The sequence below is a fragment of the Vibrio cidicii genome, from assembly GCF_009665415.1.
Lineage (GTDB): Bacteria > Pseudomonadota > Gammaproteobacteria > Enterobacterales > Vibrionaceae > Vibrio > Vibrio cidicii.
In genome coordinates, this window is sequence record NZ_CP035921.1 from 1,353,891 (window position 1) to 1,378,793 (window position 24,903).

Genomic DNA, 24,903 nt, shown 5'->3' on the forward strand with positions numbered 1-24,903 from the left:
TGCTTAATCCTCTTTCTTAATAAACGGTACCGATTACTGATGTTTGTCAGTGTACGGTAGCAGAGCCAGGTAACGAGAACGCTTGATCGCGCGAGCTAGTTGACGCTGATACTTAGCGCTAGTACCAGTGATACGGCTTGGTACGATTTTACCAGCTTCAGTGATGTAGTTTTTAAGAGTTGCTACGTCTTTGTAATCAATCTCTTGTACGCCTTCTGCAGTGAAACGGCAGAATTTACGACGACGGAAGAAACGAGCCATGGGCTATCTCCTGATCTTAAATATGAATGATGTCATCGGCATGTAACACTAATTTTCTGATGCCATGTTGGCCAGTTTGATAAGCAACAAAGCCGCTTATCTTAATGTTACTGCCTAAAACGAGTTGTTGAGTTTTCTCATGAGCCCCTTAACCACTGCTAGCCACTAGTATTCGACAATAAATTGCCTTACTCGGCTTGCTTCCCCGCGAGGAATGATGCCCTAAGCAGAGATGGTTTCGAACGAATCGTGAACGACGATGCCGCTCGGTTTCATTCGATGGGTCAGACAATCAATTACTCAGCAGCTGCTTCTCTCGCTTCAGCGTCGCGACGAGGAGCACGCTCTTCTTTCTGCTTAAGCATGATTGAAGGCTCAGTGATAGCCGCTTTAGTACGCATGATCATGTTGCGTAGTACTGCATCGTTGAAACGGAAAGCAGTTTCCAGTTCATCGATAACAGCTTGGTCAGCTTCCACGTTCATTAGAACGTAGTGAGCTTTGTGAAGCTTGTTGATTGGGTAAGCCAGTTGACGACGGCCCCAGTCTTCTAGACGGTGAACTTGACCGCCAGCTTCAGTGATTGAACCAGTGTAACGCTCGATCATGCCTGCAACTTGCTCGCTTTGATCAGGGTGCACCATGAATACGATTTCGTAATGACGCATTTATTGCTCCTTACGGATTATTAGCTTCCACGTTTGGCCCGGTCGTCCAGAGGAAGCAAGGAACTAAGGGTTATTGACCGAGTTTTAAGGATGGCAGATGGTACAGAAAGAGCACAAATTACGCAAGGGGTATTTTTCAACCGCAGCGAAGGAGGAAGCTAGGTTCTAGGTTCTAGGTTCTAGGTTCTAGGTTCTAGGTTCTAGGAAACTAGGGAACTAGGGAACTAGGGAACTAGGAAACTAGGAAACTAGGAAACTAGGAAACTAGGAAACTAGGAAACTAGGAAACTAGGAAACTAGGAAACTAGGAAACTAGGAAACTAGGAAACTAGCAAACTAGCAAACTAGCAAACTAGCAAACTAGCAAACTAGCAAACTAGCAAACTAGCAAACTAGCAAACTAGCAAACTAGCAAACTAGCAAACTAGCAAACTAGCAAACTAGCAAACTAGCAAACTAGCAAACTAGCAAACTAGAAAACTAGAAAACTAGAAAACTAGAAAACTAGAAAACTAGAAAACTAGCCACCTCGCTTCTCGCATTTACGCTTTGGCTAATTCAGCGCGCATCTCATTGATCACCGCTTGATAATCTGGCTGACCGAAAATCGCAGAACCGGCAACAAACATATCTGCACCTGCCTCGGCAATTTCACGAATATTCTCGACTTTTACCCCGCCGTCGATTTCCAGACGGATGTTGCGTCCAGACTCGTTGATACGCTGGCGTACAGCACGCAGTTTATCTAAGGTGTGCGGGATAAACGACTGACCGCCAAAGCCCGGGTTGACGGACATCAGCAAGATCAAGTCTACTTTATCCATGATGTAATCGAGGCAAGACAGGGGCGTCGCAGGGTTGAGCACCACGCCAGCCTGACAGCCGTGCTCTTTGATCAGTTGCAAGGTGCGATCGACATGCTCAGACGCTTCTACATGAAAGGTGATCATCGTAGCGCCCGCTTTAGCGAAATCCGGAATGATGCGATCGACTGGTTTTACCATCAAATGCACATCAATCGGCGCGGTAATGCCGTAGTCACGCAACGCTTTACAGATGGGTGCACCAAACGTCAGGTTAGGCACGTAGTGGTTGTCCATTACATCGAAATGCACCACATCGGCGCCTGCCGCCAGCACTTTTTCAACATCTTCCCCTAAGCGGGCAAAATCAGCAGACAAAATCGATGGAGCAATAAGAAAATCTTTCATACCTGACCTCAGTAGTAGCAAGCAAATCTAATTGCGCGCAATTTTACCGAAGCCAGTGCACAGATCCACTACTAGAGTGTAATAGTGTGAGAGTTATGGATTGCGACGAGTGGTTAGTCGTTTTGTTCGGCGTGAAACAGCGCCAGCAGCTCATCAACTTTGCTGCGACCGCCGCCATTACGACTAATGGTACGTTTGACTTTGACCACGCTCAGTTCAGCGCCATGATACAAGCGCCTTGTTAAGGTGGTGTCGTGGTTGGAAATCAGTACCGGAATGCCGCGCTCTTTGGCCGCTTTTTCTGCCACATCGGCTAGAGCGGCTTGGTCATCCAGGCTAAAGCCGTTGCCCGCGTATGAGGTAAAATTGGCGGTGTTGGAGAGCGGCGCATACGGTGGATCGCAGTAAATCACACAGCCTTTGCGCGCGCGGCGAAATGTCTCTTGGTAGCTCTCACATACAAACGTCGCTTTTTGCGCTTTTTCAGCGAAGAACTCCAACTCAGCCTCTGGGAAATAGGGCTTTTTGTACGAGCCAAACGGCACATTGAAGCCGCCTTTTTTGTTGTAACGGCATAAGCCATTAAAACCAAAACGGTTCATATAGAGAAAAGCCAACGAGCGGTACATCACTTCGTCTGATTTGTTAAATTCAGAACGAATATGCAAATACGCCTCTTTGCGGTTATTTTCCGCAACAAACCAGCGTTTTGCTTCGCTAATGTATGTCTGCGGCTGCTCTTTGAGCAGGTTGTAGAGATTGATAAGATCGGGGTTGATATCAGCGAGCAGATAGTGATCGTAATCCGTGTTGAGAAACACCGAACCTGCACCGACGAATGGCTCAACCAGTTTACGAGCCTCGGGCAAATGTCTCTGGATATCGTCTACCAGGCCATATTTGCCTCCGGCCCATTTTAAAAAGGCACGCTGCTTTTTCATCGACTGCTCTTTAACCGCTCTATCTATCAACCCACATCAAGGCTGCGGAATGTAACATATTTTGCTGTGAAGCTCAGGATTATTTCACCCGATCAATCTCACGCTGTACCTGACTTAACGATTTTGCCCAAGGACCGAGCGATTGCAGCGACGCAGGCAAGCTTTCTACCGCATCGCGAGCCATCTGAATGGTCGGGTAATCCTGATAGGTCACAATGTACCACTCGGTATCATTACGCAGTGTCGGGTAAATGCGTACCGCGTTATGCAACTGGTGCTTATCCAAAAATGCCTGCACATCGGGCATGGACGTCATTGCAGCAAGCTGCAAGGTGTAACTGCGAGGTGAGAGCGCTTTCAGCTCTTCGCGGGCGAATGAGAAAGAGACGGTTGGTGGCGCTTGCTCGGCAACGGGTGCCGTCACGGCTTCTGCATCCACTTCATTTGGCGTCTCGACAGGCGCTTCAACCATGGAATCGGCCACCACAGCATCGATCTTACTGGTATCCGCCTGCTCGGGTTTATTTTCCAGCAGCGCATCGACTACGTCTGATTCAATGATGACCCGTTGCTGATCTTGATCGCTGATGCCGACACTGGCAGCGCTGGTCATCACCGGTGGAGGAAGCGACGCTGAGTCATCCGCCGCATCTTTAAACTGCTCACTCTCTATGCTGTCTTGAGCGGTTTCGGCCACGGACTCTGTCGTTTGGCTGGCGTCTGATGTCTCTGCGCTGGGCTCTAAGGTCGGGATCGCCGTCTGTTCCATGGTACGCGTGATAAGCTCCGCTTGCTCATCGGCAGAAGGTTGGCTGAACACCCACCAATACCCGGCAGCGGCGAGCAGCAGTAAAATCAACGCGGTTAACGCCATATTGATTGGCGAGGCGACAATAGAACGTATCACAACCCTTTTTTCCACCTTAATCTCTCCTAATGCCATGATCGCCCCCGGTGTCGGGCTGGTTTTCTTAAAGGCGGCGCGCACTTTTTTCTCTGCATCGTCAGCCACATATCGCACCACCATCTGTTCAAAAAAGCGCAGCGCTTCGGTTTCGCTCAGCATCTCGATGTCGAGATCAATCGGTTTATGCTCTTGTCCATAGCCCAGTCGGGTCAGCAGCGGCTCCATGGTGCCAGCTTCACTAAACAGCAACACGTTGACCGACCAATGCGGATTCGACTGCGCTTCCAGCACCAACATCCACAGCTCAGAGACTAAGGTTTCGCTAAGCAAATGGGCATCGTCAATCACGATGGCGACATCGCATCCCTGCCCTTCCAGCAAACGCTCCAAGCTTTCAAGCAAGGAATCATGCTGATTAAACATCGGCTCGCTCACCAGTTGACTTAAGATCAAACTCCGATGCTGGCCGTCATTTTGGTTGGGATGGCAAAGCAATAAACATTGATTTTTCTCTTGCGCGTACTGTTCAAGGTAGCGCTGAGCCAGCCACGATTTACCATGGCCTTTGGCACCGTGAATGGTGACTAAATTGGAGCCAAAATTGGTCAGCAACTCGAGGCGTTCGAGCAGTTCTGTTTGCGAATCTAATTCAAGTACATGAGGCTGTGCGAAACTCATGGGCATTTTCCCTAATAAAATAGCCCCAATCGGAGCTACTCAAAGGCCAGTTTAACGACTTGTGCGGCACTCTTCGATGGCCTGACGGATCACTTCCTGAGGTACATCGGCCACCACATCGGCGGTGCCGATCCCAGTAGGGAGAACCAGACGTAGTTTTCCGGACAATACTTTTTTATCACGCATCATATGCGTCATAAAGTCTTCAAATGACATGCTTTCTGGCGTGTGCACTGGCAGCTTAGCTCGTTTAAGTATAGAGAGTATTTGCTCAAACTGCGCCTCAGTGATCATGCCTTGCAGTTGTGCCGTGCGCGCCGCCATTACCGTGCCAGCCGCGACGGCTTCGCCATGCAGCCAGTTACCATAGCCCATTTCCGCTTCGATGGCGTGACCAAAGGTGTGACCAAGATTGAGCAAGGCGCGAATGCCGGACTCTTTTTCGTCCTGCGCCACCACTTCGGCTTTGATCTCGCAGCAGCGGGCAATCGCGTAGGTAAGGGCTTGCTCGTCGAGCGCGTAGAGTTTGTCGAGGTTTTCATCCAGCCAAGTGAAGAATGCCGCATCGTAAATAATGCCGTATTTGATCACTTCCGCCATACCTGCCGCAAATTCGCGCTCTGGGAGCGAGCTAAGGCAATCGGTATCGATAATCACCGCTTTGGGTTGGTAAAAAGCGCCGATCATATTTTTACCCAGCGGATGGTTGACGGCGGTTTTGCCCCCCACCGAAGAGTCCACTTGGGAAAGTAAGGTGGTAGGGATCTGGATAAAGTCAACGCCACGCTGGTAACACGCCGAGGCGAAACCGACCAAATCACCAATTACGCCGCCCCCCAATGCCACAACAACCACATCACGGCTGAAGTTGCCTTGCAGTAAAAAGCTCATCACTTGGTTGAACGTTTCTAGCGTTTTGTACTGTTCACCGTCGGGTAGTTCGAGTAGTGAGGCTTGGCAGCCGAGTTGACCTAATAAGGAGAGGATTTTGTCCGCATAGAGAGGTGCGACGGTAACGTTGGTGATCACCACCACTTTCTGACCAGAGGATAAGAAAGAAAGGTACGCCGGGTCTGAAAATAACCCGGCGCCGATAGAGATTGGGTAGCTACGCTCAGCAAGGTTGACCGTAATCCGTTCCATGGTTGCACTCCACTTAAAAAGAAATAATTGATTTATCTCTCTTCTAGCATTTTTACGATCTGGTTGGCTACCACTTTTGCGCTTTGATCATCAGTGCGCACTGTGTAATCTGCGATTTCCTCATAGAGAGGGTTGCGCTCCTCGGCCAGTGCTTCCAGCACTTCACGTGGATTGTCCGTCTGCAGTAGAGGACGTTTTTTGTCGCGGTTGGTACGAGCGAGCTGTTTCTCGATCGTAGTTTCTAGGTAAACAACAATACCGCGAGCAGAAAGGCGATTGCGGTTTTCTTTGCTCTTTACCGAGCCACCGCCCGTTGCCAGTACGATACCTTGTTCCAGTGTCAGGTCGTTAAGAACCGTTTCTTCACGTTTGCGAAAACCTTCTTCGCCCTCAACATCAAATACCCAAGCGATATCTGCACCCGTACGTTCTTCGATAACCGTGTCGGAATCTAGAAATTCCATATGGAGTTGTTGAGCCAGGTAGCGACCAATTGTGCTTTTGCCAGCGCCCATCGGGCCAACAAGGAAAATATTACGTTTCTCAGCCATGTTTAGCAGTAATTTACAACGTTAATTCAATGACATCGCCACAAGAATGGTTCAGCGTAATGCTGATATTTCAAGGCTTGTGGCACCAATTCCTCACAGACATTCGTGATAAGACCCGAAATTATCAAGGTATGGTGACACTATTGCAACTTTATTTTTGATCTAATTACGCTCCCCTGACCCTATCTACGGTCAGGGGAGCGAGACAACTATTGAATAACCACCTTTGGCGTCACAAAGATCAACAGTTCCCGTTTACCGATATTTTCATAGCTGCGGCGAAACAGCGCGCCAAGCAGTGGCAGATCGCCCAGCAAAGGCACTTTGTCGACCGTACTGGTGACGCTATGTTGGAAAATGCCGCCGAGAACCACGGTTTCACCATTGTTAACCAACACCTGAGTGCCGATACGTTGGGTGTCAATCGCCACCGCTTCACCCGTACCGGTTTTCACCACTTCACCCGGCCTGTCTTGTGTAACGCTAAGATCAAGCACCAAGCGGTTATCCGGGGTGATCTGCGGCGTGACTTTCAAACTCAGTACCGCTTTTTTGAACGAAACGGTGGTCGCGCCACTGGAGGACGATTCCAGATAGGGAATTTCGGTCCCTTGTTCGATGTAGGCTGGCTTTTTATTGGTGGTAATCAGACGCGGGCTGGAAATGATCTCCGCTTTTGACTCACGCTGCAGCGCCGACAGCTCTAGATCAAGCAGTAGATCCGAGCCCAGCTTGGCGACTTGGAAAGCGATGCTTGATGCGTTGCCGGAGGTCGCCCCCAGATTGACGTTGAGAAAATCGTCGATGCTGCTGGAGCCGCCACCGCTATCGCCTCCTGAGCCAGAACCGCCACCAGCCGCGTTGTACAAACCGACGCTCGCCAAGTTGTTCTCGATCGAACCGCCCACCGTGTGGCTGCCGTTGACCGAGGTAAAACCCCAACGCACGCCCAACTCATCCAAATTGCCTTCATTGACGGTGACAATGCGTGCTTCAATTTGCACCTGTTTGACCGGAATATCGAGCGAATTGACAATCTCACGAATCACCGCAATGTTTTCCGGAAGCTCTCGTAACAGTAAGGAGTTCGTACGTTCATCAATCGCGATGCTACCGCGCTCAGACAGCATGCTGACCGACTCGGTGCCGCTGATCATCTCGGCAATGTCGGACGCTTTGGCAAAGTTCACCTTGATAATTTCCGATTTGAGTGAGCCTAACTCTTCCGCCAAACGCTGCTTTTCCAGATGCTGCTTCTCACGCAAGTCCAACTCTTCTTTTGGCGCGATCAGCACCACATTGCCTTCCACCCGCTTGTCTAGCCCTTTGACTTGCAAAATGATGTCGAGCACTTGCTGCCACGGCACGCCATCCAAGCGCAAGGTCAGATTGCCCGTGACGGAATCGGAGACCACTAGGTTAAAACCGTTGTAGTCCGCTATCAGTTGCAACACGTTTCTCACCGGAATGTCTTGGAAGTTGATCGAGATAAGCTTGCCCTCTTTTTCTAGGATGCTTTTCTCCTCGACTTGCTGCGGGGTTTCTATACGACTGACCGTCACTTCCAAATAGCGCCCTGTCAAACGATATTCATGACGAAACTCCCCCGAGACAGACGCCAGCAAACGCGTCGTTGACACATCACGGAACACTTCAACACTTTCAACTGGCGTTGAGAAGTCTTTAACGTCTAATAGATAGAGCTGTTCGTCGCTGACGCGGGTGTTGAGCAGCTCAATGCTAAGCCCCTCCTGCACAGGTTTAAGGTCCACCACCGCGGCAGGCGAAACCAACTCGACAATGATCACCGCGGCTTTATTCTGGTTGGTTCTAAAATCAATGCTTTTCAGCGCATTCTCACTCGCTGACTGACTGTTATTCTCTGGCTGCGCGTTTGCAAACGCGGCAAAGAGGCAGAGAGCAAACAGGCACATTAATTGGCGTAGCGGAGCCTGTAATCGAATCATTCCTTTCTTCATGGTCATTTCTCAAATCACTTCTAGTGGTATCTTTGCCTATCTCAATGCCAGCTTGACTTTACGCTGCTGCCAACAACCTAGCCCATCGGGTAAGGTTTCATTGATCATTAAATACGAGGGGGTAATCAGCGTTACTTTGCCGTTGTTCTGCCCAATGTATTGCCCCGCGAGTACCCGTTCGACCGTTCCTTGCGGGGTTTGCACTAAGCCGGAAACGGAGTTACCGCTGCCCATGATGCCTTTTAAACGCAGTTGGCTGAGCGGGTAGCGCTCTAGGCGTCCGGAGCGGGCGCGTTCAGCCGGTTGCCAGCACTCTTTTTTCACCACCGGCTGGGTGGCTATCACCGCTTCTTTGGGCAGTTCAAAGGGCAAACGCAGCGCCGCCGAGGCGTACGATGTCGCGACATATTCCTGCTCTGGTTTGAGCTTGGCGACCTCTTGGCGAGCCTGTGATTCCACCTGACGCAAAAAGTCATCCAAAGAGTCACTGTTGGCGCGACAGCCTGCCAACAGCAATACAACCGAGAACATCCACCAGCTACTTTTCATGGGCCACCTCCGGCTTAAACTGGTACGTGTTGGCTTTAACGCGAAAATGCAGTGTGCTGCTCTCCAAACTGACCCGCTGCCAAGTAACGTCGCTAAAGTTAATGATGCGCGGCAGCTCGGCGATCGCTTGGGAAAACTGGCCGATGTCGTTGTAATCCCCGGTCAGTTCAATGTTGAGAGGAAGCTGATAGAGGAAATCCTTGCTCAGTTTTTCCCCCCAATCGATGCGGGTAAAGGTGAGATCGTTTTCCAACCCAAGTTCATTGACCGACGCGAGCAAGGTCGCCAGCTCTTTTTGCGCAGGCAGTTGCTGGAGCAAATAGTCGTAACGATTTGATAATTCATCCAACTGAGACTGAAGCTGAGGCAAGGCGGCCGCTTTGTTGGCTTTGATGCGCAGTGCGACTTTGAGGTTTTGCTCCTCCTCCACCGCCCGTTGCAACGCCTCTTGCTCTGGTTGCAGATAGAACCAGTAGCCAAAGCCTTGAATGATCATCATCAGTAGCAGCACCACCAAGCTTTGTGGCAACAATGGCCACTCCGCAATTTCGTCGATATCAAGATCCTGCCAATCAACCATGATTTGCCTCCGCCACTGCCTGCACGGATTGTGGCTTCACGCCAAACATAAAAGAGACAGTGAAGGTCTGAAACGCTTTACCAAATCGCTCTTTGCCATGCACGATGGAGTGCATCTCAACGTCGTAAATCGCCTCCGAGCGCTCAAGATTGTCCAACATGGTGGCAAGGCGCGCCGTGCTGTCACTGATACCCGCCATTTCCACTTCCTGGTCGCTCATTTTGATCTTGTCGACGTAAACCCCTTCAGGAATGACATTGGGCATAATATTCATCAGTTCCGTGGTGTTATTACGCTGCGCTTGCAGTGACTCCACCACCTTCAGACGCGCTAAGATCTGTCCGTGTTCTTCTTTAGCGATCTTCATCGCTTGAATGCGCTGATCCAACTGGGCGATGTAGTGGTTTAGGTAGTTGAGGCGATCTTGCTGTAAGCGCTGCTGATAACTAACGTATTGGCCAATCCCCCACTGAATCGCCACAGCGATCAGCACGCCTAAAATCAGTACCCCAACAAAACGGCGTCGATGCTCCTCTCGCTGATATTCGCGCCACGGCAGAAGATTAATGGTGTGCTTCATGTTTGTTCTCCAACCATTGAATCCCACCGATGGCTAATCCAGCGGCAACCGAAAAGTGGTGCCAGTCAACACTGCGACGTTTTTTGCGCGCCACTTTCATCTCAAACAGGCCGAGCGGATTGAGCAGTTCACACTCCAACGACAAACGACGAGAGAGCGCTTCGAGTAACAGGGGAGTCGCCGCGCCCTCGCCACACAACCAAAGACCTTGTGGCTTGTCTTGACTATTGATGGACTGAAAGAGCTGCAACTGTCGCGCGACGCGATCCACCATCTCCACAATAAAGCGCTCGGTCTTCTCCTGCGCATCATGGGCACTGAACTCATCACCGATCGCGGCGTTCAAATGCTCAACGCCGTACGCGAACTCTTTGATAAAGTGCGTTTTCTCGCGCTGATGAATTATCAGCGAAGTGGTTTGCGCACCCACATCCAACAAACAAAAAGCACTTTTGTCTGGGTAGCGCTGCGCCGCCAGTTCTCGCAGGTTAAACAAGCAGTGGGCGTGCATGTCCACCAACACCGGTTTCAACCTCACCGCCTGCGCGGCGCGCACCCGACTCTCGACCACCTCTTTCTTAGTGGCAAAGATCTGCACGCTCTGACTGGCGCTTTTGCTCTGCGCGGGTTCATGCAAACGCACATAATCCATATTCAGCTCATCGACCGGAAACGGCGATTGATGGGAAAAAGCCTGCAAAATGGCGATTTCACACTCTTTCTCATCTTCTATCGGTTCAATTTGCAATTGCTTGCTGATCACGGCACTATCCGGCACGGCCAGCGCCACCTGACGACGGAAACGCGGCAACTCTTTATTCAGGACTTTAAGCGTATTGACAATTTCCTGATGATTCAGAGTGTGGTTTTCGGCGACAATAGCGCGCTCAAATACAATTTCTTTATATCCCAGCAAGGCATAGCTATTTCCTGCGGGTTTCAGAATGACAGCCTTGAGGCTACGATGACCAATATCAATCCCGGTAACTAAGGGTTTACCCATCTCCAACTGCTCCCATTTTCTTAGCTCAAAAGGTTGTTATTAGCCGTCAAATGAGAGTTAATAACGCAAGAGCTAAATTTTTAGCCTAGAGTACAAGGGTTTGCCGTCATACAGCCTCAACTAAACAGGGATTCTCCGGTGAAGTTCATAAAGCGTTTACTTATCTTTGCATTGGTTTGCATAATTCTTGGAGTCACTACAATATTTGGGTTTTATCAATACGTTAAACCCGACCTACCAGATGTGGCGGCGTTAAAAAATGTGGAATTGCAGACCCCGATGCAGGTCTTCAGCCAAGATGGCAAGTTGATCGCACAATTTGGTGAAAAACGCCGAATTCCGGTTACCTACGAACAGATTCCTCGTCAGTTGATTAACGCACTGATCGCCACGGAAGACAGCCGCTTTTATGATCACTACGGCATCGACCCGATTGGTATCACCCGAGCGGCGCTGGTCGTGGCCATGTCAGGCTCCGCCAAACAAGGGGCGAGTACCATTACCCAACAGTTGGCACGTAACTTCTTCCTCTCCAATGAGAAGAAGTTGATGCGCAAAGTGAAAGAGATCTTTATTGCTATCCACATTGAGCAACTGCTGAGCAAGCAGGAGATCATGGAGCTGTACGTCAACAAAATCTTCCTTGGTTACCGCTCGTATGGCTTTGGCGCAGCGGCACGCGTCTACTTTGGTAAAGATCTGCACGATTTGACGCTGGGTGAAATCGCCACGCTGGCGGGTATGCCGAAAGCCCCTTCGACCCTCAACCCACTTTATTCCCTTGAACGCGCAACCAACCGTCGCAATGTGGTGTTGATGCGTATGTTGGATGAAAAGTACATCAGCCAAGAAGAGTATGACGCGGCACGTTCAGAGCCTTTGATCGCGCAATATCACGGCGCAGAGATTGAACTCAATGCTCCGTATGTGGCTGAGCTGGCACGCGCGTGGATGGTGCAGCAGTATGGCGAAGAGAAAGCTTACACCTCGGGCATGAATGTCTACATGACCGTCGATTCCAAGCTGCAAGAAGCCGCCAATCACTCGGCAATCAACAATCTGCTGGCTTACGATGAGCGTCATGGCTATCGCGGCGCAGAAAGCGTACTGTGGAAAGCAGACCAAACGCCTTGGGATAGCGAGAAGATGGATAGCCATCTCAATGACCAGCCGACCTATGGCGAACTGGTTCCTGCGATTGTGACTAAAGTGAGTGGTAAACAAGCCACGGTTTGGGTCAAACGTCAGCAGCAACAAACCATTGCTTGGGAAGGCATGAGCTGGGCACGACGCTTCTTAACCGATGAGCGTCAGGGCGATGACCCGAAAAGCGCCAGCGATATTTTAGCCCCTGGGGAACAAATATGGGTGCGTCAAATCACTCAGCACAGTGAGCAAGGAGAAACCAGCACCAGTTGGCACCTAAGCCAAGTGCCGAATGCCAACACCGCCTTTGTTGCAATGAACCCGGAAAATGGCGCGGTGCTTTCTTTGGTCGGCGGTTTTAACTTTGTGCATAACAAGTTTAACCGCGCCACCATGTCGGTTCGTCAGGTTGGTTCGAGCATCAAGCCTTTCATCTATTCCGCGGCGATCGACAAAGGGATGACCTTAGCGACCTTGATAAACGATGCACCGATCAACAAATGGGATCAAAGTCAAGGCACTGCATGGCGACCAAAAAATTCTCCGCCGACCTATTCTGGCCCAACGCGAGTGCGAATTGGTCTTGCCACATCGAAAAACGTCATGGCGGTAAGAACACTGCGTGAAGTCGGTTTAGATGAAGCGCGACAGTATCTGACCCGCTTTGGTTTTGAACTGGATCAGCTTCCTCGCTCTGAAACTATTGCTCTTGGTGCAGGCAGTTTGACACCAATGAAAATGGCGCAAGGTTTCTCGGTATTCGCCAACGGCGGCTATTACGTCGAACCTTTTTACATCAGCCGTATTGACGACGCCTATGGCAATACGGTTATTGAGTCTCAGCCCAAAACCATCTGCCGCGATGCGTGCCAAACGCAAAACCGCGATCCGCTCGCCGAGCAGTTTAACGAGCAGGACGAAGATGATTTGCACGCGCCGCAGGTGATCAGTGAGCAGAACGCCTTTATTCTGCGCGAAATGATGTACAGCAACATTTGGGGCGGCGGTAACTGGCGTGAAGGCACAGGGTGGAATGGCACAGGCTGGCGCGCTCAAACCCTCAACCGCCGTGATATTGGCGGTAAAACCGGAACAACCAACGATTCAAAAGACGCGTGGTACAACGGTTATGGCCCTGGTTTAGTGGCGATTGCTTGGGTCGGTTTTGATGATCACAGCCGTGCGCTGGGCAGAACTACTTTAAACCGCAACCTCGGCAAAGATGTCATTTCGGGCGCGGAATCGGGCGCTAAAACCGCACAACCGGCGTGGATCGATTTTATGCAGCAAGCGCTTGATGGTGTGCCAGCACAAGAAAAAGTCGTTCCAGCCGATATCGTTCGCGTGCGCATTGATCGCGATACCGGCCTTTTGACCCATAAAGTGGATGAGAGCTCGATGTTCGAGTACTTTATCAAAGGCACAGAGCCGACGCAGTACGTTACCGAGCACAGTGAAGAGAGCATCTATTCCAGCTCCGGCGATGGCGGTGATAACGGGCTGTTCTAAGCCAACTGACAAAAAATAAAGTAAAAAGGTTGCTGGCGAAGCAACCTTTTTTATCTGACCTTCAAGCGCACCGTTAAGTTCTGTGGGTAAGAATATCGCTAATGGTTTTCGCTAACTGTTCAAAGCGCGCCCTCAGTGGCGAACCTGGACGATAAGCCAAAACAATCTTGCGCGACGGCACCGGGTTGACCGCTTTGACATAGCAGACACCATCTTTCTCTTTCTCTTTTGGTAAGGAGAGCTCCGGCAACAATGTAATCCCAGCGCCCGCCGCAACCATATTACGCAGCGTTTCTAAACTGGTGGCCTTAAAACGCTCATCATCACGCGCACCCGCTGCAAAGCAGAAACCGAGCGCCTGATCGCGCAGGCAGTGGCCATCCCCCAGCGCCAACACCGTTTTGCCATTCAGCTCTAACATATCCAACTGCTCTTGTTTGGCCCACTCATGATTGAGTGGCACGGCGATACTCAGCGGCTCATGATAGATATCGATCTCTTTAAACGGCTCAGTTTCGGCGACCGACGCCAAGATAAGACAGTCTAACTTGCCCGCTTCAAGTTGGTTGACCAATTGCTGCGTTTGCGCTTCATGCAGAAACAGCTCTAGCTCAGGGTAACGTTCTTTCAATTGGGGAATAATGCGTGGCAATAAATAGGGCCCCAAAGTGGGAATAAAGCCGATGTGCATCGGACCACTCATTTCGCCATTTTGTCCACTGGCCATCTCTTTGAAGGTTTTCACCTCACGCAGAATGACTTTCGCCTGATCGACCAGTTGCAAACCCGCATCGGTAAACAGCACTCGGCGGCTACTGCGCTCTAATAAAATGGTGCCAATTTCTTCTTCTAACTTACGGATCTGACCACTCAGCGTTGGCTGGCTGACAAAACAGGCTTCCGCCGCTTTACGAAAATGTTTGTGCTCCGCCAATGACACCAGATATTCCAAGTCTCGGATATTCATCACAACTCCAATCGAATTTGACTATCAAAACCATAACATCAAACGATTAGAGCTATCAAATATTTTTACCCAAATGAACAGCCACACTCAAAAGCAAGCCATATTTGGCCAAGATTCGGTTCTCTGCCCTTTTTGTTTATACTGGATCCCATAGCGCTAGGGAGAAAGCAATGAGCTGTAATAGATGTGATGGACATTGGTTCTGGAAAAAAATTGGGCGATGCAAGCGCTGCATGGATCAGCTTACTGTTTTGTCTGTGCTGTGCTGGATCGTTTGGTGGCTGGCGTTTCGGGAGCAACCGACCTCTATTGAGTCGATCGCGCTGATTGTGGCGGGGTTTGCATTTAACGCTCTGCTCTTCCTGCATTTATGGATGAAATATGTGATCTTGCCTTGGCGAGCGAGACAAAACGATGCGCGCAAATAAAAAAAGCCCCGAAACCAATTTCGGTTTCGGGGCCTTCTTAGATTCGTTCTAAGAAAAAGCAGTGGTACTAAATAGACCATGCTGCTTTACGTTGGTTCCGCAAAAAGTCGTATTTTTTGACTTTTTTATAAGAAACTTGAAATAGTCAGTAAAAACAGAGCTATGCAACATGCGCTCGTGCAATCACTTGCTCAAAAAGATTCACTTCCAGCGCTACTTCATCACACGCATGCTGACGCGGGCATTGGTCACAATCTTTTAGTACCTTCTCAGGCAACAGCGATTTAGACGTCGGAATAAAGCTCTGCTTCATAAAAAATTCCGGGGTGCGGGTAAGCACAAACACTTTTTTGATCGCCATTTGCCGCGCTTTCGCCAGCAAATAGTGCACAATCGCGGTTCCTTGCCCTTGTCCTTGCCAACCCGCTTCAATGCCCAGCGAGCGAATTTCTGCTAAGCCCGAATCATACACATACAGAGAGGCACAACCGGTCACTTCGCCTTGATGCTCTGCCACGGCAAACGAGCCAATGTCGCGCACCAGTTCATTGCGTGAACGCGGCAAGTTTTCCCCCATATTGGCCCAGTAAGCGACCATGCTTTCCAGCGCTTCAATGTCGGTCAAACGTGCCGGACGCACTTTGACCGCTGACGCATCACGCTGCGCTAAGCGCTTGTCGGCTTGCTCCACCGCATAAGCCACTTGCTTGGGTGATACACCGCCAAGGGCGCTGCGTTTTTCCAAGCACGATTCGATGGTGAGGATCTGATAGACATCTTGCTCAATCACTGGCGAGAAGGCTTTCAGCTCATCAAGCGAGAGCTCTTCCAGCGCGCAGCCTTTGGCAATCGCGCCAACCACAGTCACCCCGACAATATGGTGCGCTTCACGGAACGGAATGCCTTTGGCGACCAGATAATCCGCCAATTCGGTTGAGTTGGCATAGCCCTGCTTAGCCGCTTCCAGCGTGCGTTCGCCGTTTACTTTGATGCCATCAAAACAGAGCGCCGCCATCTCCATACAATCGTTCCACGTGTCGAGCGCGTCAAACAGCCCTTCTTTGTCTTCCTGCATGTCTTTGTTGTACGCCAGTGGCAAAGCTTTGACTGTCATCATCATGCCCGCCAATGCACCATAAACTCGGCCTGTTTTGCCACGAATCAGCTCCAGTGCATCCGGGTTTTTCTTCTGTGGCATCAAGGAAGAACCAGAAGTAACGGTATCGGCTAACTCAATAAAACCGGACTCACCAGAGTTATAGAAGATCATATCTTCCGCGAGGCGAGAGAGGTGTAGCATCGAGATCGACGCCACCGACATCAGTTCCATCACGTGGTCGCGATCAGACACCGAATCGAGCGAGTTGCGCGTCGCACGGCGAAAACCGAGATTGTGCGCCAACTGCTCGCGATCAATCGGATAAGCGGTCCCTGCCAGCGCGCCCGAGCCAAGCGGGCAAGTGTCCAAACGCTGCAGGGCATCACTCAGGCGTGAATAGTCGCGCTCAAACATCTCAACGTATGCCAAGCACCAGTGTGCAAAGGTTACAGGTTGTGCACGTTGCAAATGCGTGTAGCCGGGTAATACCGTAGCTTGATGCTGTTTCGCCACGCTGACCATTTGTGTTTGCAGCCGATCGAGCGCCAGCAACAGTTGTTGACCTTGCTGACGGCACCACAGTTTCAGATCGGTTGCCACTTGGTCATTGCGCGAACGGCCAGTGTGCAGCTTTTTACCCAGATCGCCCACTTTGCCGATCAACTGCTGCTCGACCCAAGAGTGAATGTCTTCTGCATCCGAGCGCAAAATCTGGTGCGGATCTTCCATCACTTCGAGCTTAAGCTCGTTGAGCGCCAGTTCCAGCTTTTGCTGCTCTTCTTGGCTAAGCACATTGACCGACAGCAGCGCCTTCGACCAGGCAATCGAGCCCACAATGTCTTGCTCGGCCAATCGGTAATCAAAGCGCAATGAATCGTTAAACTCTTTGAACCTGGTATCTGCCGCCTGGGTAAATCTTCCGCCCCATAATGCCATTGTGTCTCTCCTGATGACTATTGCTTACTGTGGTGTTGTTAACAAGTGTTAGCCAAAATGCAGGCAATTTGCTCACTTTTTCTTATGTGCCAACGTTACGGCAATTCCAACAAAAAATAAAGTATTAATTCATTATTTCTACATATTTATTCATGGAAAATAAAGTGTTTTACTTGCTGTTTGGTCGTGAGTGTCGCTGAGAACGAAAAAGCCTGTCGATCACTCGACAGGCCTTGGATATTGTTACCTTAACTGAAGAATCTTTTTCTTCAGAGGGCTTATTTTTCAGAGGGCTTATTTTTCAGAGAGTTTATTTTTTCAGATTGTTCAACGCACGGATACGGCTTGAAAGCGAGTAAAGACGAATAAAACCGCCTGCGTGGCTGTGATCATACACCTCGTCGGCACCAAAGGTGGCAAACTCTTCTGAGTAGAGGCTGTTCTCTGAGCGTTTTTGCGTCACCGTCGCTTGACCTTTATACAGTTTCACAACCACTTCACCGTTGACATCTTGCGCCAGCTCGTCCGCCGCCGCCATGATGGATTTACGCAGCGGCGTGAACCAGCGGCCATCGTACACTAAGTGTGAGGCTTTCACGCCCAGCTCTTCACGGAACTCAAACGAAGTTTTATCCAGTACCAGTTGCTCAACCGCACGCAGAGCTTCCATCATGATGGTGCCCCCTGGGGTTTCATAGCAGCCACGTGATTTCATGCCAACCAGACGGTTTTCCACGATATCAATACGACCCACACCATGTTTCGCGCCTTTCTCGTTGAGGTAAACCAGCGCGTTGTATGGCGTCATCGGTTCGCCATCGACACCAACTACTTCGCCTTTTTCCACTTGCACGGTAACGTACTCTGGCTCATTCGGCGCTTGTTCAGGATCGACAGTCCATACCCAGCAATCTTCGTTGGGCGCATTCCAAGTACTTTCTAGCACGCCACCTTCGGTTGAGATGTGCCATGCGTTGGCATCACGCGAATAAATTTTGGTGAGTGACGCGGCACACGGAATATTGCGCTCAGCCAAATAATCCAGACACTGCTCGCGGCTGACTAGATCCCATTCACGCCACGGCGCAATCACTTTGAGATCTGGCGCAAGCGCAGCAAACGCTCCTTCAAAACGCACTTGGTCGTTGCCCTTACCGGTACAGCCGTGGCACAACGCATCTGCGCCCACTTTACGTGCGATTTCCACTTGCGCTTTGGCAATCACCGGGCGCGCCATTGAGGTACCTAGTAGGTATTTGCCTTCGTAGTACGCACCGGTTTTCAGCGTTGGGTAGATATAATCGGCCACCAACTCCTCTTTTAGATCGACCACGTAGCACTCAGAGGCGCCCGACGCTTTGGCTTTCTCTTCAATGCCCACCAGCTCTTCTTCGCCTTGGCCGACATCGGCAACAAACGCCACCACTTCGCAGTCGTAGTTCTCTTTTAGCCAAGGGATGATGACTGAAGTATCCAATCCGCCTGAGTACGCGACGACCACTTTATTTACATTTAACTTGCTCATTTTAATTCTCCGTTGATGTGGCGCTGCACTCGGCGGTCAGTGCCATACTCATTCATTCTGTGTCTGATAAGGCTTACAAAAATTTCCGCTTAAGCGGGGACAAACTGTGTACCGATGCTTTCACCGGCAAACAGCCTTGCCAATTTATCTGGGTAGCGCCAGGTCGCGACTTCAATCGCCCGGCCCAAATCGTTGGCCGCTTCCAAGGCCGCTTTCACTTTGACGATCATACCGTCGGTGATCACTTTGCCGGCGATCAGCGCATCGGCTTCGGCTTCGGTCAAACTCTTGATTAAGTGACCTTTGCCATCCAGCACGCCGCTGACGTCAGAAAGCAGAACCAACTCCGCGTCCAGCGCCCCGGCAACTGCCACCGCCGCTTGGTCGGCGTTGACATTCATCAGTTGACCACTCGCTGTAAGGCCGATTGAGCTGATGATCGGCAGCGCGCCTGTGGCTAAAATCGCGCCAAGCAAGGTGGCATCGCCCGGTGTGGCTTTACCTACCGCGCCAAGCTCGGCGTCAAGCTCTGCCACTTGGCACAGACCGCCGTCGGCTAAGCTCAAGCCAACCGCGTTCAGACCATCGGCAATGGCTTGGCCTTGCAGCAGTTTGTTCGCCGTCCCAGCCAGTGCGCCAGCAATGATCGGGATCTGATCGTAAGGCGTTACGCGTAGGCCATTTTTCTTCACCGTCGGCAACTGAAGTTTTTCCATCAGTTCATCCACCAGATAACCGCCACCATGGACGATAACGATCTGTCGCTGCGCTTTTTGCTGATAGGCTGCAATCGCTCCAAAGAGCTGACTTAATGTCTTTGTGCAGGAAAGCGCTGCACCGCCTAATTTGATCACAAGTGGATTGAGAGACTGAGTCATGGTTCTTTCCTTACTCCGGCTACTACAGCAAGGCTGTCAGTGGTGAAAAACCGTAATGAATATTCAGGCATTGCATCGCCTGACTGGATGCGCCTTTCAGCAGATTGTCGATCGCTGAAATGACAATGATATGTTCGCCTTGCACCTTCCATCCGAGGTCGCAAAACGGCGTCATTTCCACCTCTTGTAAGCGAGGCAGCACGTCGCCTTTTAAACGCACCGCAGGTTTGCCAGCATAAGCGGCTTCAAACGCGGCGTTGACTTGTTCTAAAGTGACACCCGCTTTGAGTTTCATGGTCACCGTAGCAAGAATGCCCCGTTTGAAATTGCCAAGATGCGGGGTAAAGATCACCTCACAACCTAGATGGTTGGCGATTTCTGGCTGATGTCTGTGGTTGAATACGCCGTAAGCTTGTAAGCTCACTTCGCAAAAACTGTTGGTCATGGAGGCTTTACGCCCCGCACCAGAAACGCCACTGGTGGCGTTGATCACTGGCCACTGCGCGGTATCGAGCAACTCTTTCGCCAGCAGTGGTTTGATCGCCAGTTGCGATGCGGTTGGGTAACAGCCAGCGACTGCAATCAGCTGACTTTGCGCAATCGCGCTCTCGTTCCACTCCGCTAAGCCATACGCCGCTTTGTCCAGCCAACTGACGTGCTGGTGTTCAAACCCATAGTAAGTAGGGTAAAAATCGTCGCCTTTGACGCGAAACGCGCCAGAAAGATCAAAAACCTGACAGCCTTGTTCGAGAAAGATCGGCGCTAAGTCGTGGCTGACTTCGTGCGCGGTGGCAAGAAACACCACATCACACTGCTCGGCCACGGCTTGAGGATCACTCAACGGTAGAACGTCCATCTCTACCACGCCCGCCAATTTCCCGTGCAATTGAGAAATACACTTACCGGCGTCCGCGCTATTGGCGGAGACATACAAACCTGCTAGCGTGAGCTCAGGATGTTTTTGCACCATCAGAGCCAATTCCGCACCGGTGTAGCCGCTGGCGCCTATAATTGTTGTCTTTAACATCTCAATACATCCGTAAAGCAAAAGGGAAACAAAAGTGACTATTCATATCTAATTTTTGCTTTATATTGATTTTTTATTCATTAAATATGAGTTAATATGTGTTTTACCTTTTTGTTACCCAACTGTCAACAGGGGAAGTGAAGAATCTATGCAATTACCAAGTTTTCTTGAGGTTTACCGCGGCTTGATCGCGACACCATCCATCAGTTCCAGCGACCCGAGTTGGGATCAAGGTAACCGTGAGGTGATCGCCAAACTGGCCGATTGGTTTAGCGCGTTGGGTTTTGCAGTCGAAGTTGTCGAAGTGGAGCCTGGCAAATTCAATATGCTGGCCAAAAAGGGCCAAGGAGAAGGCGGCCTGCTACTGGCCGGACACAGTGATACTGTCCCCTTTGATCAAGGGCGCTGGAGTTTCGACCCACATCAACTCACCGAGAAAGACAACAAGTTTTACGGCCTAGGCACCGCCGATATGAAAGGCTTTTTCGCCTTTATTTATGAAGCGGCCAAGCGCATGGACTGGACAGGGCAGAGTAAGCCGCTGTACGTACTCGCGACCTGCGATGAAGAAACCACCATGCTTGGCGCACGACACTTTAGCGCCAACACCCCTTACAAACCGGATTACTGCATCATCGGTGAGCCAACCAGCTTAGTACCCGTACGTGGACACAAAGGCCATGTGGCCAACGTGGTGCGCGTGACGGGAAAATCGGGCCACTCGTCAGATCCTTCGCTCGGCGTCAATGCCATCGAAATCATGCATGAAGTGCTGTTTGCACTGATGCAACTGCGCGATCGCCTCATTAAGGAGTACCACAACCCGGGATTCGCCATTCCCGGCCCGACACTCAACCTCGGCCACATCCACGGCGGCGACAGTGCCAACCGCATTTGTGGCTGCTGTGAACTGCATTACGATGTGCGCCCACTGCCCGGCATCAGCCTTGATGGCCTCAACAATCTGCTGCGCGGCGCGCTCAAAGAGGTGGAAGCCAAATGGCCGGGGCGGATTGACATCGTACCACTGCATGACCCCATCCCGGGCTATGAATGCCAACACGACCACCCTTTTATTCACGGAGTCGAAAAGCTGTGCGGCAGCGAGTCACAAACCGTCAACTACTGCACCGAAGCGCCATTTTTGCAGCAACTGTGTCCAACCTTAGTGCTTGGTCCGGGTTCGATTGATCAAGCCCATCAGCCCGATGAGTTTCTCTCTTTTGACTTTATTGAGCCGACCACGGATATTTTGCGCAAAGCGATGCGCCAGTACTGTTTTTGAGTAGAGGGAGATGACAACGGCCGTGGCTGTTGCACTAATCCGTCACGGCTGAGCTGTAATTAACTTTCAGTATCGTTTATTCATTAAGGCATAATTTGCGTTAAATCAGCACTGCGAAGGAATATTTGCAAACTAAGTCTGCTTTATTTGACTAGTTACAACAAATTTCGCTAGATTGTGACCTTAACAAGGAACATTGGATGTAATTTTTTTACGAGGCAGGACGACAATGAACGAGAAATACGCCGCTCTCAGGAGTAATGTCAGCATGTTGGGGCACTTGTTGGGCAACACCATACAAGAAGCACACGGTGACGAAATCTTAGAGAAGGTGGAGACGATTCGTAAACTCTCCAAATCTGCCCGCGCTGGCAATCAGGCGGACCGCGACAACCTGATTGAAGAAATTAAAAATCTGCCAGACGAGCAACTAACGCCGGTGGCCCGTGCGTTCAACCAGTTTCTGAACCTGACCAATATCGCCGAGCAATACCACACCATTTCACGCCATTGCGATTCGTACGTCTGCGAACCGGATGCGATCAACACCTTGTTTGCCAAGCTAAGCCAAAACGGTGTCAGCAAACTCGATACCGCGCAGGCGCTGCGTGAACTGAACATTGAACTGGTTCTGACCGCGCACCCGACGGAAATCACCCGTCGCACCATGATCAACAAACTGGTCAAGATCAACGAGTGTTTGTCGAAGCTGGAACTGGGCGATCTCTCCTCCAAAGAGCGTCACAAAACCGAACAACGCCTAGAGCAGTTGATCGCTCAAGGTTGGCACTCAGATGTGATCCGCAAGCAGCGCCCAACCCCGCTGGATGAAGCCAAGTGGGGCTTTGCCGTGGTGGAAAACTCACTGTGGGAAGCGGTACCCGATTTTCTGCGTGAGCTGGATGAGCGCCTGAAAGAGTATCTGGGTGAAGGGCTGCCGATTGATGCCCGCCCGGTACATTTCTCCTCTTGGATGGGCGGCGATCGCGATGGTAACCCGTTTGTCACCCACAGCGTGACGCGCGAAGTCCTGCTGCTGTCTCGCTGGAAAGCCGCCGATCTCTATCTTCAAGACATCAATGAGTTGATCAGCGAACTGTCGATGACCAAGTGTAACGACACCGTGCGTCAACTCGCTGGCGAAGAAGAACACGAACCGTATCGCGCGGTGCTCAAGCAGCTACGCACTCTGCTGTCTGAAACCAAAGAAATCTTAGATGCTAAGATCAACGGCCAAAAACTAGCAGTCAAAGCCCCGCTGCAACACATCGATCAACTTTGGCAACCCTTGCTGGCCTGTTACCAGTCACTACGCGAGTGCGGCATGAGCATGATTGCCGACGGCTCGCTGCTCGACGCACTGCGCCGCGTCAAAGCCTTTGGCGTGCATCTGGTGCGCCTCGACGTGCGCCAAGAGAGCACCCGTCATGCCGATGTGCTGTCGGAGTTGACTCGCTATCTCGGCATTGGCGATTACAATCACTGGAGCGAGCAAGATAAGCTGGCTTTCTTAACCAACGAACTGGCGTCCAAACGCCCGCTTCTGCCACGTGATTGGCAACCAAGCGAACCGGTTAAGGAAGTGCTGGACACCTGCAAAATCATTGCTGCACAACCGCGTGAAGCGTTTGGCGCCTATGTGATCTCCATGGCACGTACCGCGTCGGACGTGCTAGCCGTTCACCTGCTGCTGCAAGAATCTGGCTGTCCGTATCGCATGGACGTTTGCCCGCTGTTTGAAACCCTCGACGACCTCAACAACGCCGAAGCGGTGATCAAACAGCTAATGAGCATCGATCTCTACCGTGGCTTTATCCAAAATCATCAGATGGTGATGATCGGTTATTCCGACTCGGCCAAAGACGCCGGTGTAATGGCGGCGGGCTGGGCGCAATACCACGCAATGGAATCGCTGGTGAAAGTCGCCGAGCAGGAAGGCATTGAGCTAACCCTGTTCCACGGCCGCGGCGGTACAATTGGCCGTGGCGGTGCACCGGCTCACGCCGCACTGCTTTCTCAGCCACCGAAGAGCCTAAAAGGCGGCCTACGCGTGACCGAGCAAGGCGAGATGATCCGCTTTAAACTTGGCTTGCCTGAAGTGGCGGTCAACAGTTTTAACATGTACGCCAGCGCGATTCTTGAAGCGAACCTGCTGCCACCACCAGAGCCAAAGCAAGAGTGGCGCGATTTGATGACCGTACTCTCTGAGGTGAGCTGCGAAGCCTATCGCAGCGTAGTGCGCGGCGAGCCGGATTTCGTCCCTTATTTCCGCCAAGCGACCCCGGAGCTGGAACTTGGCAAGTTGCCACTCGGTTCTCGCCCGGCGAAGCGCAACCCCAATGGCGGAGTGGAAAGCTTACGGGCGATTCCGTGGATCTTCTCTTGGAGCCAAAACCGCTTGCTGCTGCCAGCGTGGCTTGGTGCGGGTGAAGCGATTCAATACTCGATCGACAAAGGGCATCAAGCGCTGCTGGAAGAGATGTGTCGCGAATGGCCGTTCTTCTCCACTCGTCTTGGCATGCTGGAGATGGTGTACTCGAAGTGCAACATCGAGATCTCGCGTTACTATGATGAACGCTTGGCGGATGAATCCCTGCTACCGCTTGGCGATAAACTGCGGGCACAGTTGCAACGCGACATCAAAACCGTGCTGAACGTGGAAAACAATGAGAACTTGATGCAAAGCGATCCGTGGGGACAGGAGTCGATCCGTTTGCGCAATATCTACATTGAGCCACTCAACATGCTGCAAGCTGAACTTTTATACCGCACACGTCAAACGCAAGAAGCGGCAGAAGAGTTGGAAGAAGCCCTGATGGTAACCATCGCTGGCATTGCGGCGGGTATGCGTAACACAGGCTAATCACAGCGCAATATGAGCTAACATCATGACCGTGAAGGCTGCGTGAAAACGCAGCTTTTTTACAATACTCACTCACCAACTTTGCGCGGTGTACGCCCGTAAGCCAACACAAAAATTTAATAATTGGTGATCTAGATCTCAATTAAGAATGTAAGCAAGGCAACAACAAAGCAGTATTTTAAACTACAA

21 protein-coding genes are annotated in these 24,903 nt (G+C 51.0%); 4 read left to right on the plus strand and 17 right to left on the minus strand.

The window, feature by feature from the left end; all coding sequences use genetic code 11:
* Positions 1–33: 33 nt before the first annotated feature.
* The 12 genes from rpsR to pilM all read right to left on the minus strand — a co-directional run bounded on the left by rpsR (position 34) and on the right by pilM (position 11,051).
* The gene (rpsR, locus tag EWA64_RS07170) at positions 34–261 is read right to left on the minus strand and encodes a 30S ribosomal protein S18 (RefSeq protein ID WP_000090472.1); all 228 of its coding nucleotides are present in this window, start codon (positions 259–261) and stop codon (positions 34–36) included.
* Between the two features lie 296 nt (positions 262–557).
* Complete coding sequence (gene rpsF, locus EWA64_RS07180; protein WP_061895836.1) at positions 558–929, minus strand: 30S ribosomal protein S6; 372 nt, start codon at positions 927–929, stop codon at positions 558–560.
* Positions 930–1,471: 542 nt separating this feature from the next.
* Positions 1,472–2,140 carry a ribulose-phosphate 3-epimerase gene (rpe, locus tag EWA64_RS07185; RefSeq protein ID WP_039423032.1) on the minus strand — a complete coding sequence of 223 codons (669 nt, stop codon included), beginning with the start codon at positions 2,138–2,140 and terminating at the stop codon, positions 1,472–1,474.
* A 113-nt stretch (positions 2,141–2,253) separates the two neighbouring features.
* Positions 2,254–3,081: a Dam family site-specific DNA-(adenine-N6)-methyltransferase gene (locus EWA64_RS07190; RefSeq protein ID WP_061895835.1), complete on the minus strand. Its 828-nt coding sequence runs from the start codon at positions 3,079–3,081 to the stop codon at positions 2,254–2,256.
* Positions 3,082–3,160: 79 nt separating this feature from the next.
* On the minus strand, positions 3,161–4,666 hold the full coding sequence (locus EWA64_RS07195) for an AAA family ATPase (RefSeq protein ID WP_061895834.1): 1,506 nt from the start codon (positions 4,664–4,666) through the stop codon (positions 3,161–3,163).
* Positions 4,667–4,717: 51 nt separating this feature from the next.
* Entirely contained in the window at positions 4,718–5,809 is a 1,092-nt protein-coding gene (aroB, locus tag EWA64_RS07200) for a 3-dehydroquinate synthase (protein WP_061895833.1), read from the minus strand.
* 32 nt (positions 5,810–5,841) lie between these two features.
* Positions 5,842–6,360: a shikimate kinase AroK gene (gene aroK, locus EWA64_RS07205; RefSeq protein ID WP_039423021.1), complete on the minus strand. Its 519-nt coding sequence runs from the start codon at positions 6,358–6,360 to the stop codon at positions 5,842–5,844.
* Between the two features lie 209 nt (positions 6,361–6,569).
* Positions 6,570–8,327: a type IV pilus secretin PilQ gene (locus EWA64_RS07210; RefSeq protein ID WP_425315143.1), complete on the minus strand. Its 1,758-nt coding sequence runs from the start codon at positions 8,325–8,327 to the stop codon at positions 6,570–6,572.
* Between the two features lie 48 nt (positions 8,328–8,375).
* Positions 8,376–8,888 carry a pilus assembly protein PilP gene (locus EWA64_RS07215; protein ID WP_039438951.1) on the minus strand — a complete coding sequence of 171 codons (513 nt, stop codon included), beginning with the start codon at positions 8,886–8,888 and terminating at the stop codon, positions 8,376–8,378.
* Positions 8,878–9,468 (minus strand): type IV pilus inner membrane component PilO, encoded by a 591-nt coding sequence (locus tag EWA64_RS07220; RefSeq protein WP_061895831.1) that lies wholly within the window; start codon positions 9,466–9,468, stop codon positions 8,878–8,880. Before EWA64_RS07220 ends, EWA64_RS07215 begins: the two co-directional genes overlap by 11 nt.
* Complete coding sequence (locus tag EWA64_RS07225) at positions 9,461–10,048, minus strand: PilN domain-containing protein (protein WP_061895830.1); 588 nt, start codon at positions 10,046–10,048, stop codon at positions 9,461–9,463. Before EWA64_RS07225 ends, EWA64_RS07220 begins: the two co-directional genes overlap by 8 nt.
* Positions 10,032–11,051 (minus strand): type IV pilus biogenesis protein PilM, encoded by a 1,020-nt coding sequence (gene pilM / locus EWA64_RS07230; RefSeq protein ID WP_061895829.1) that lies wholly within the window; start codon positions 11,049–11,051, stop codon positions 10,032–10,034. Before pilM ends, EWA64_RS07225 begins: the two co-directional genes overlap by 17 nt.
* A 138-nt stretch (positions 11,052–11,189) precedes the next feature.
* On the opposite strand from pilM, the gene EWA64_RS07235 reads away from it, so the two are divergent.
* On the plus strand, positions 11,190–13,706 hold the full coding sequence (locus EWA64_RS07235) for a penicillin-binding protein 1A (protein ID WP_061895828.1): 2,517 nt from the start codon (positions 11,190–11,192) through the stop codon (positions 13,704–13,706).
* Between the two features lie 73 nt (positions 13,707–13,779).
* Here the strand turns inward: EWA64_RS07235 and oxyR are convergent, their stop codons facing one another.
* Positions 13,780–14,673, minus strand: coding sequence for a DNA-binding transcriptional regulator OxyR (gene oxyR / locus EWA64_RS07240; protein ID WP_039436568.1), 894 nt, complete (start codon positions 14,671–14,673; stop codon positions 13,780–13,782).
* Between the two features lie 170 nt (positions 14,674–14,843).
* Between oxyR and EWA64_RS07245 the strand changes: the two genes are divergently transcribed.
* Positions 14,844–15,101 carry a DUF3624 domain-containing protein gene (locus EWA64_RS07245; RefSeq protein WP_061895827.1) on the plus strand — a complete coding sequence of 86 codons (258 nt, stop codon included), beginning with the start codon at positions 14,844–14,846 and terminating at the stop codon, positions 15,099–15,101.
* Between the two features lie 160 nt (positions 15,102–15,261).
* Here the strand turns inward: EWA64_RS07245 and argH are convergent, their stop codons facing one another.
* The 4 genes from argH to argC all read right to left on the minus strand — a co-directional run bounded on the left by argH (position 15,262) and on the right by argC (position 20,566).
* Positions 15,262–17,136 carry an argininosuccinate lyase gene (gene argH, locus EWA64_RS07250; protein ID WP_039462497.1) on the minus strand — a complete coding sequence of 625 codons (1,875 nt, stop codon included), beginning with the start codon at positions 17,134–17,136 and terminating at the stop codon, positions 15,262–15,264.
* Positions 17,137–17,446: 310 nt separating this feature from the next.
* Positions 17,447–18,661, minus strand: a complete 1,215-nt coding sequence (locus EWA64_RS07255) for an argininosuccinate synthase (protein WP_045569765.1) — start codon at positions 18,659–18,661, stop codon at positions 17,447–17,449.
* Positions 18,662–18,750: 89 nt separating this feature from the next.
* The gene (gene argB, locus EWA64_RS07260; RefSeq protein WP_061895826.1) at positions 18,751–19,539 is read right to left on the minus strand and encodes an acetylglutamate kinase; all 789 of its coding nucleotides are present in this window, start codon (positions 19,537–19,539) and stop codon (positions 18,751–18,753) included.
* A 22-nt stretch (positions 19,540–19,561) separates the two neighbouring features.
* Positions 19,562–20,566: an N-acetyl-gamma-glutamyl-phosphate reductase gene (gene argC, locus EWA64_RS07265; protein WP_061895825.1), complete on the minus strand. Its 1,005-nt coding sequence runs from the start codon at positions 20,564–20,566 to the stop codon at positions 19,562–19,564.
* A 148-nt stretch (positions 20,567–20,714) separates the two neighbouring features.
* Between argC and argE the strand changes: the two genes are divergently transcribed.
* Complete coding sequence (argE, locus tag EWA64_RS07270) at positions 20,715–21,851, plus strand: acetylornithine deacetylase (RefSeq protein ID WP_061895824.1); 1,137 nt, start codon at positions 20,715–20,717, stop codon at positions 21,849–21,851.
* A 229-nt stretch (positions 21,852–22,080) separates the two neighbouring features.
* Positions 22,081–24,714: a phosphoenolpyruvate carboxylase gene (gene ppc, locus EWA64_RS07275; protein ID WP_061895823.1), complete on the plus strand. Its 2,634-nt coding sequence runs from the start codon at positions 22,081–22,083 to the stop codon at positions 24,712–24,714.
* The last annotated feature ends 189 nt before the right edge of the window (positions 24,715–24,903 follow it).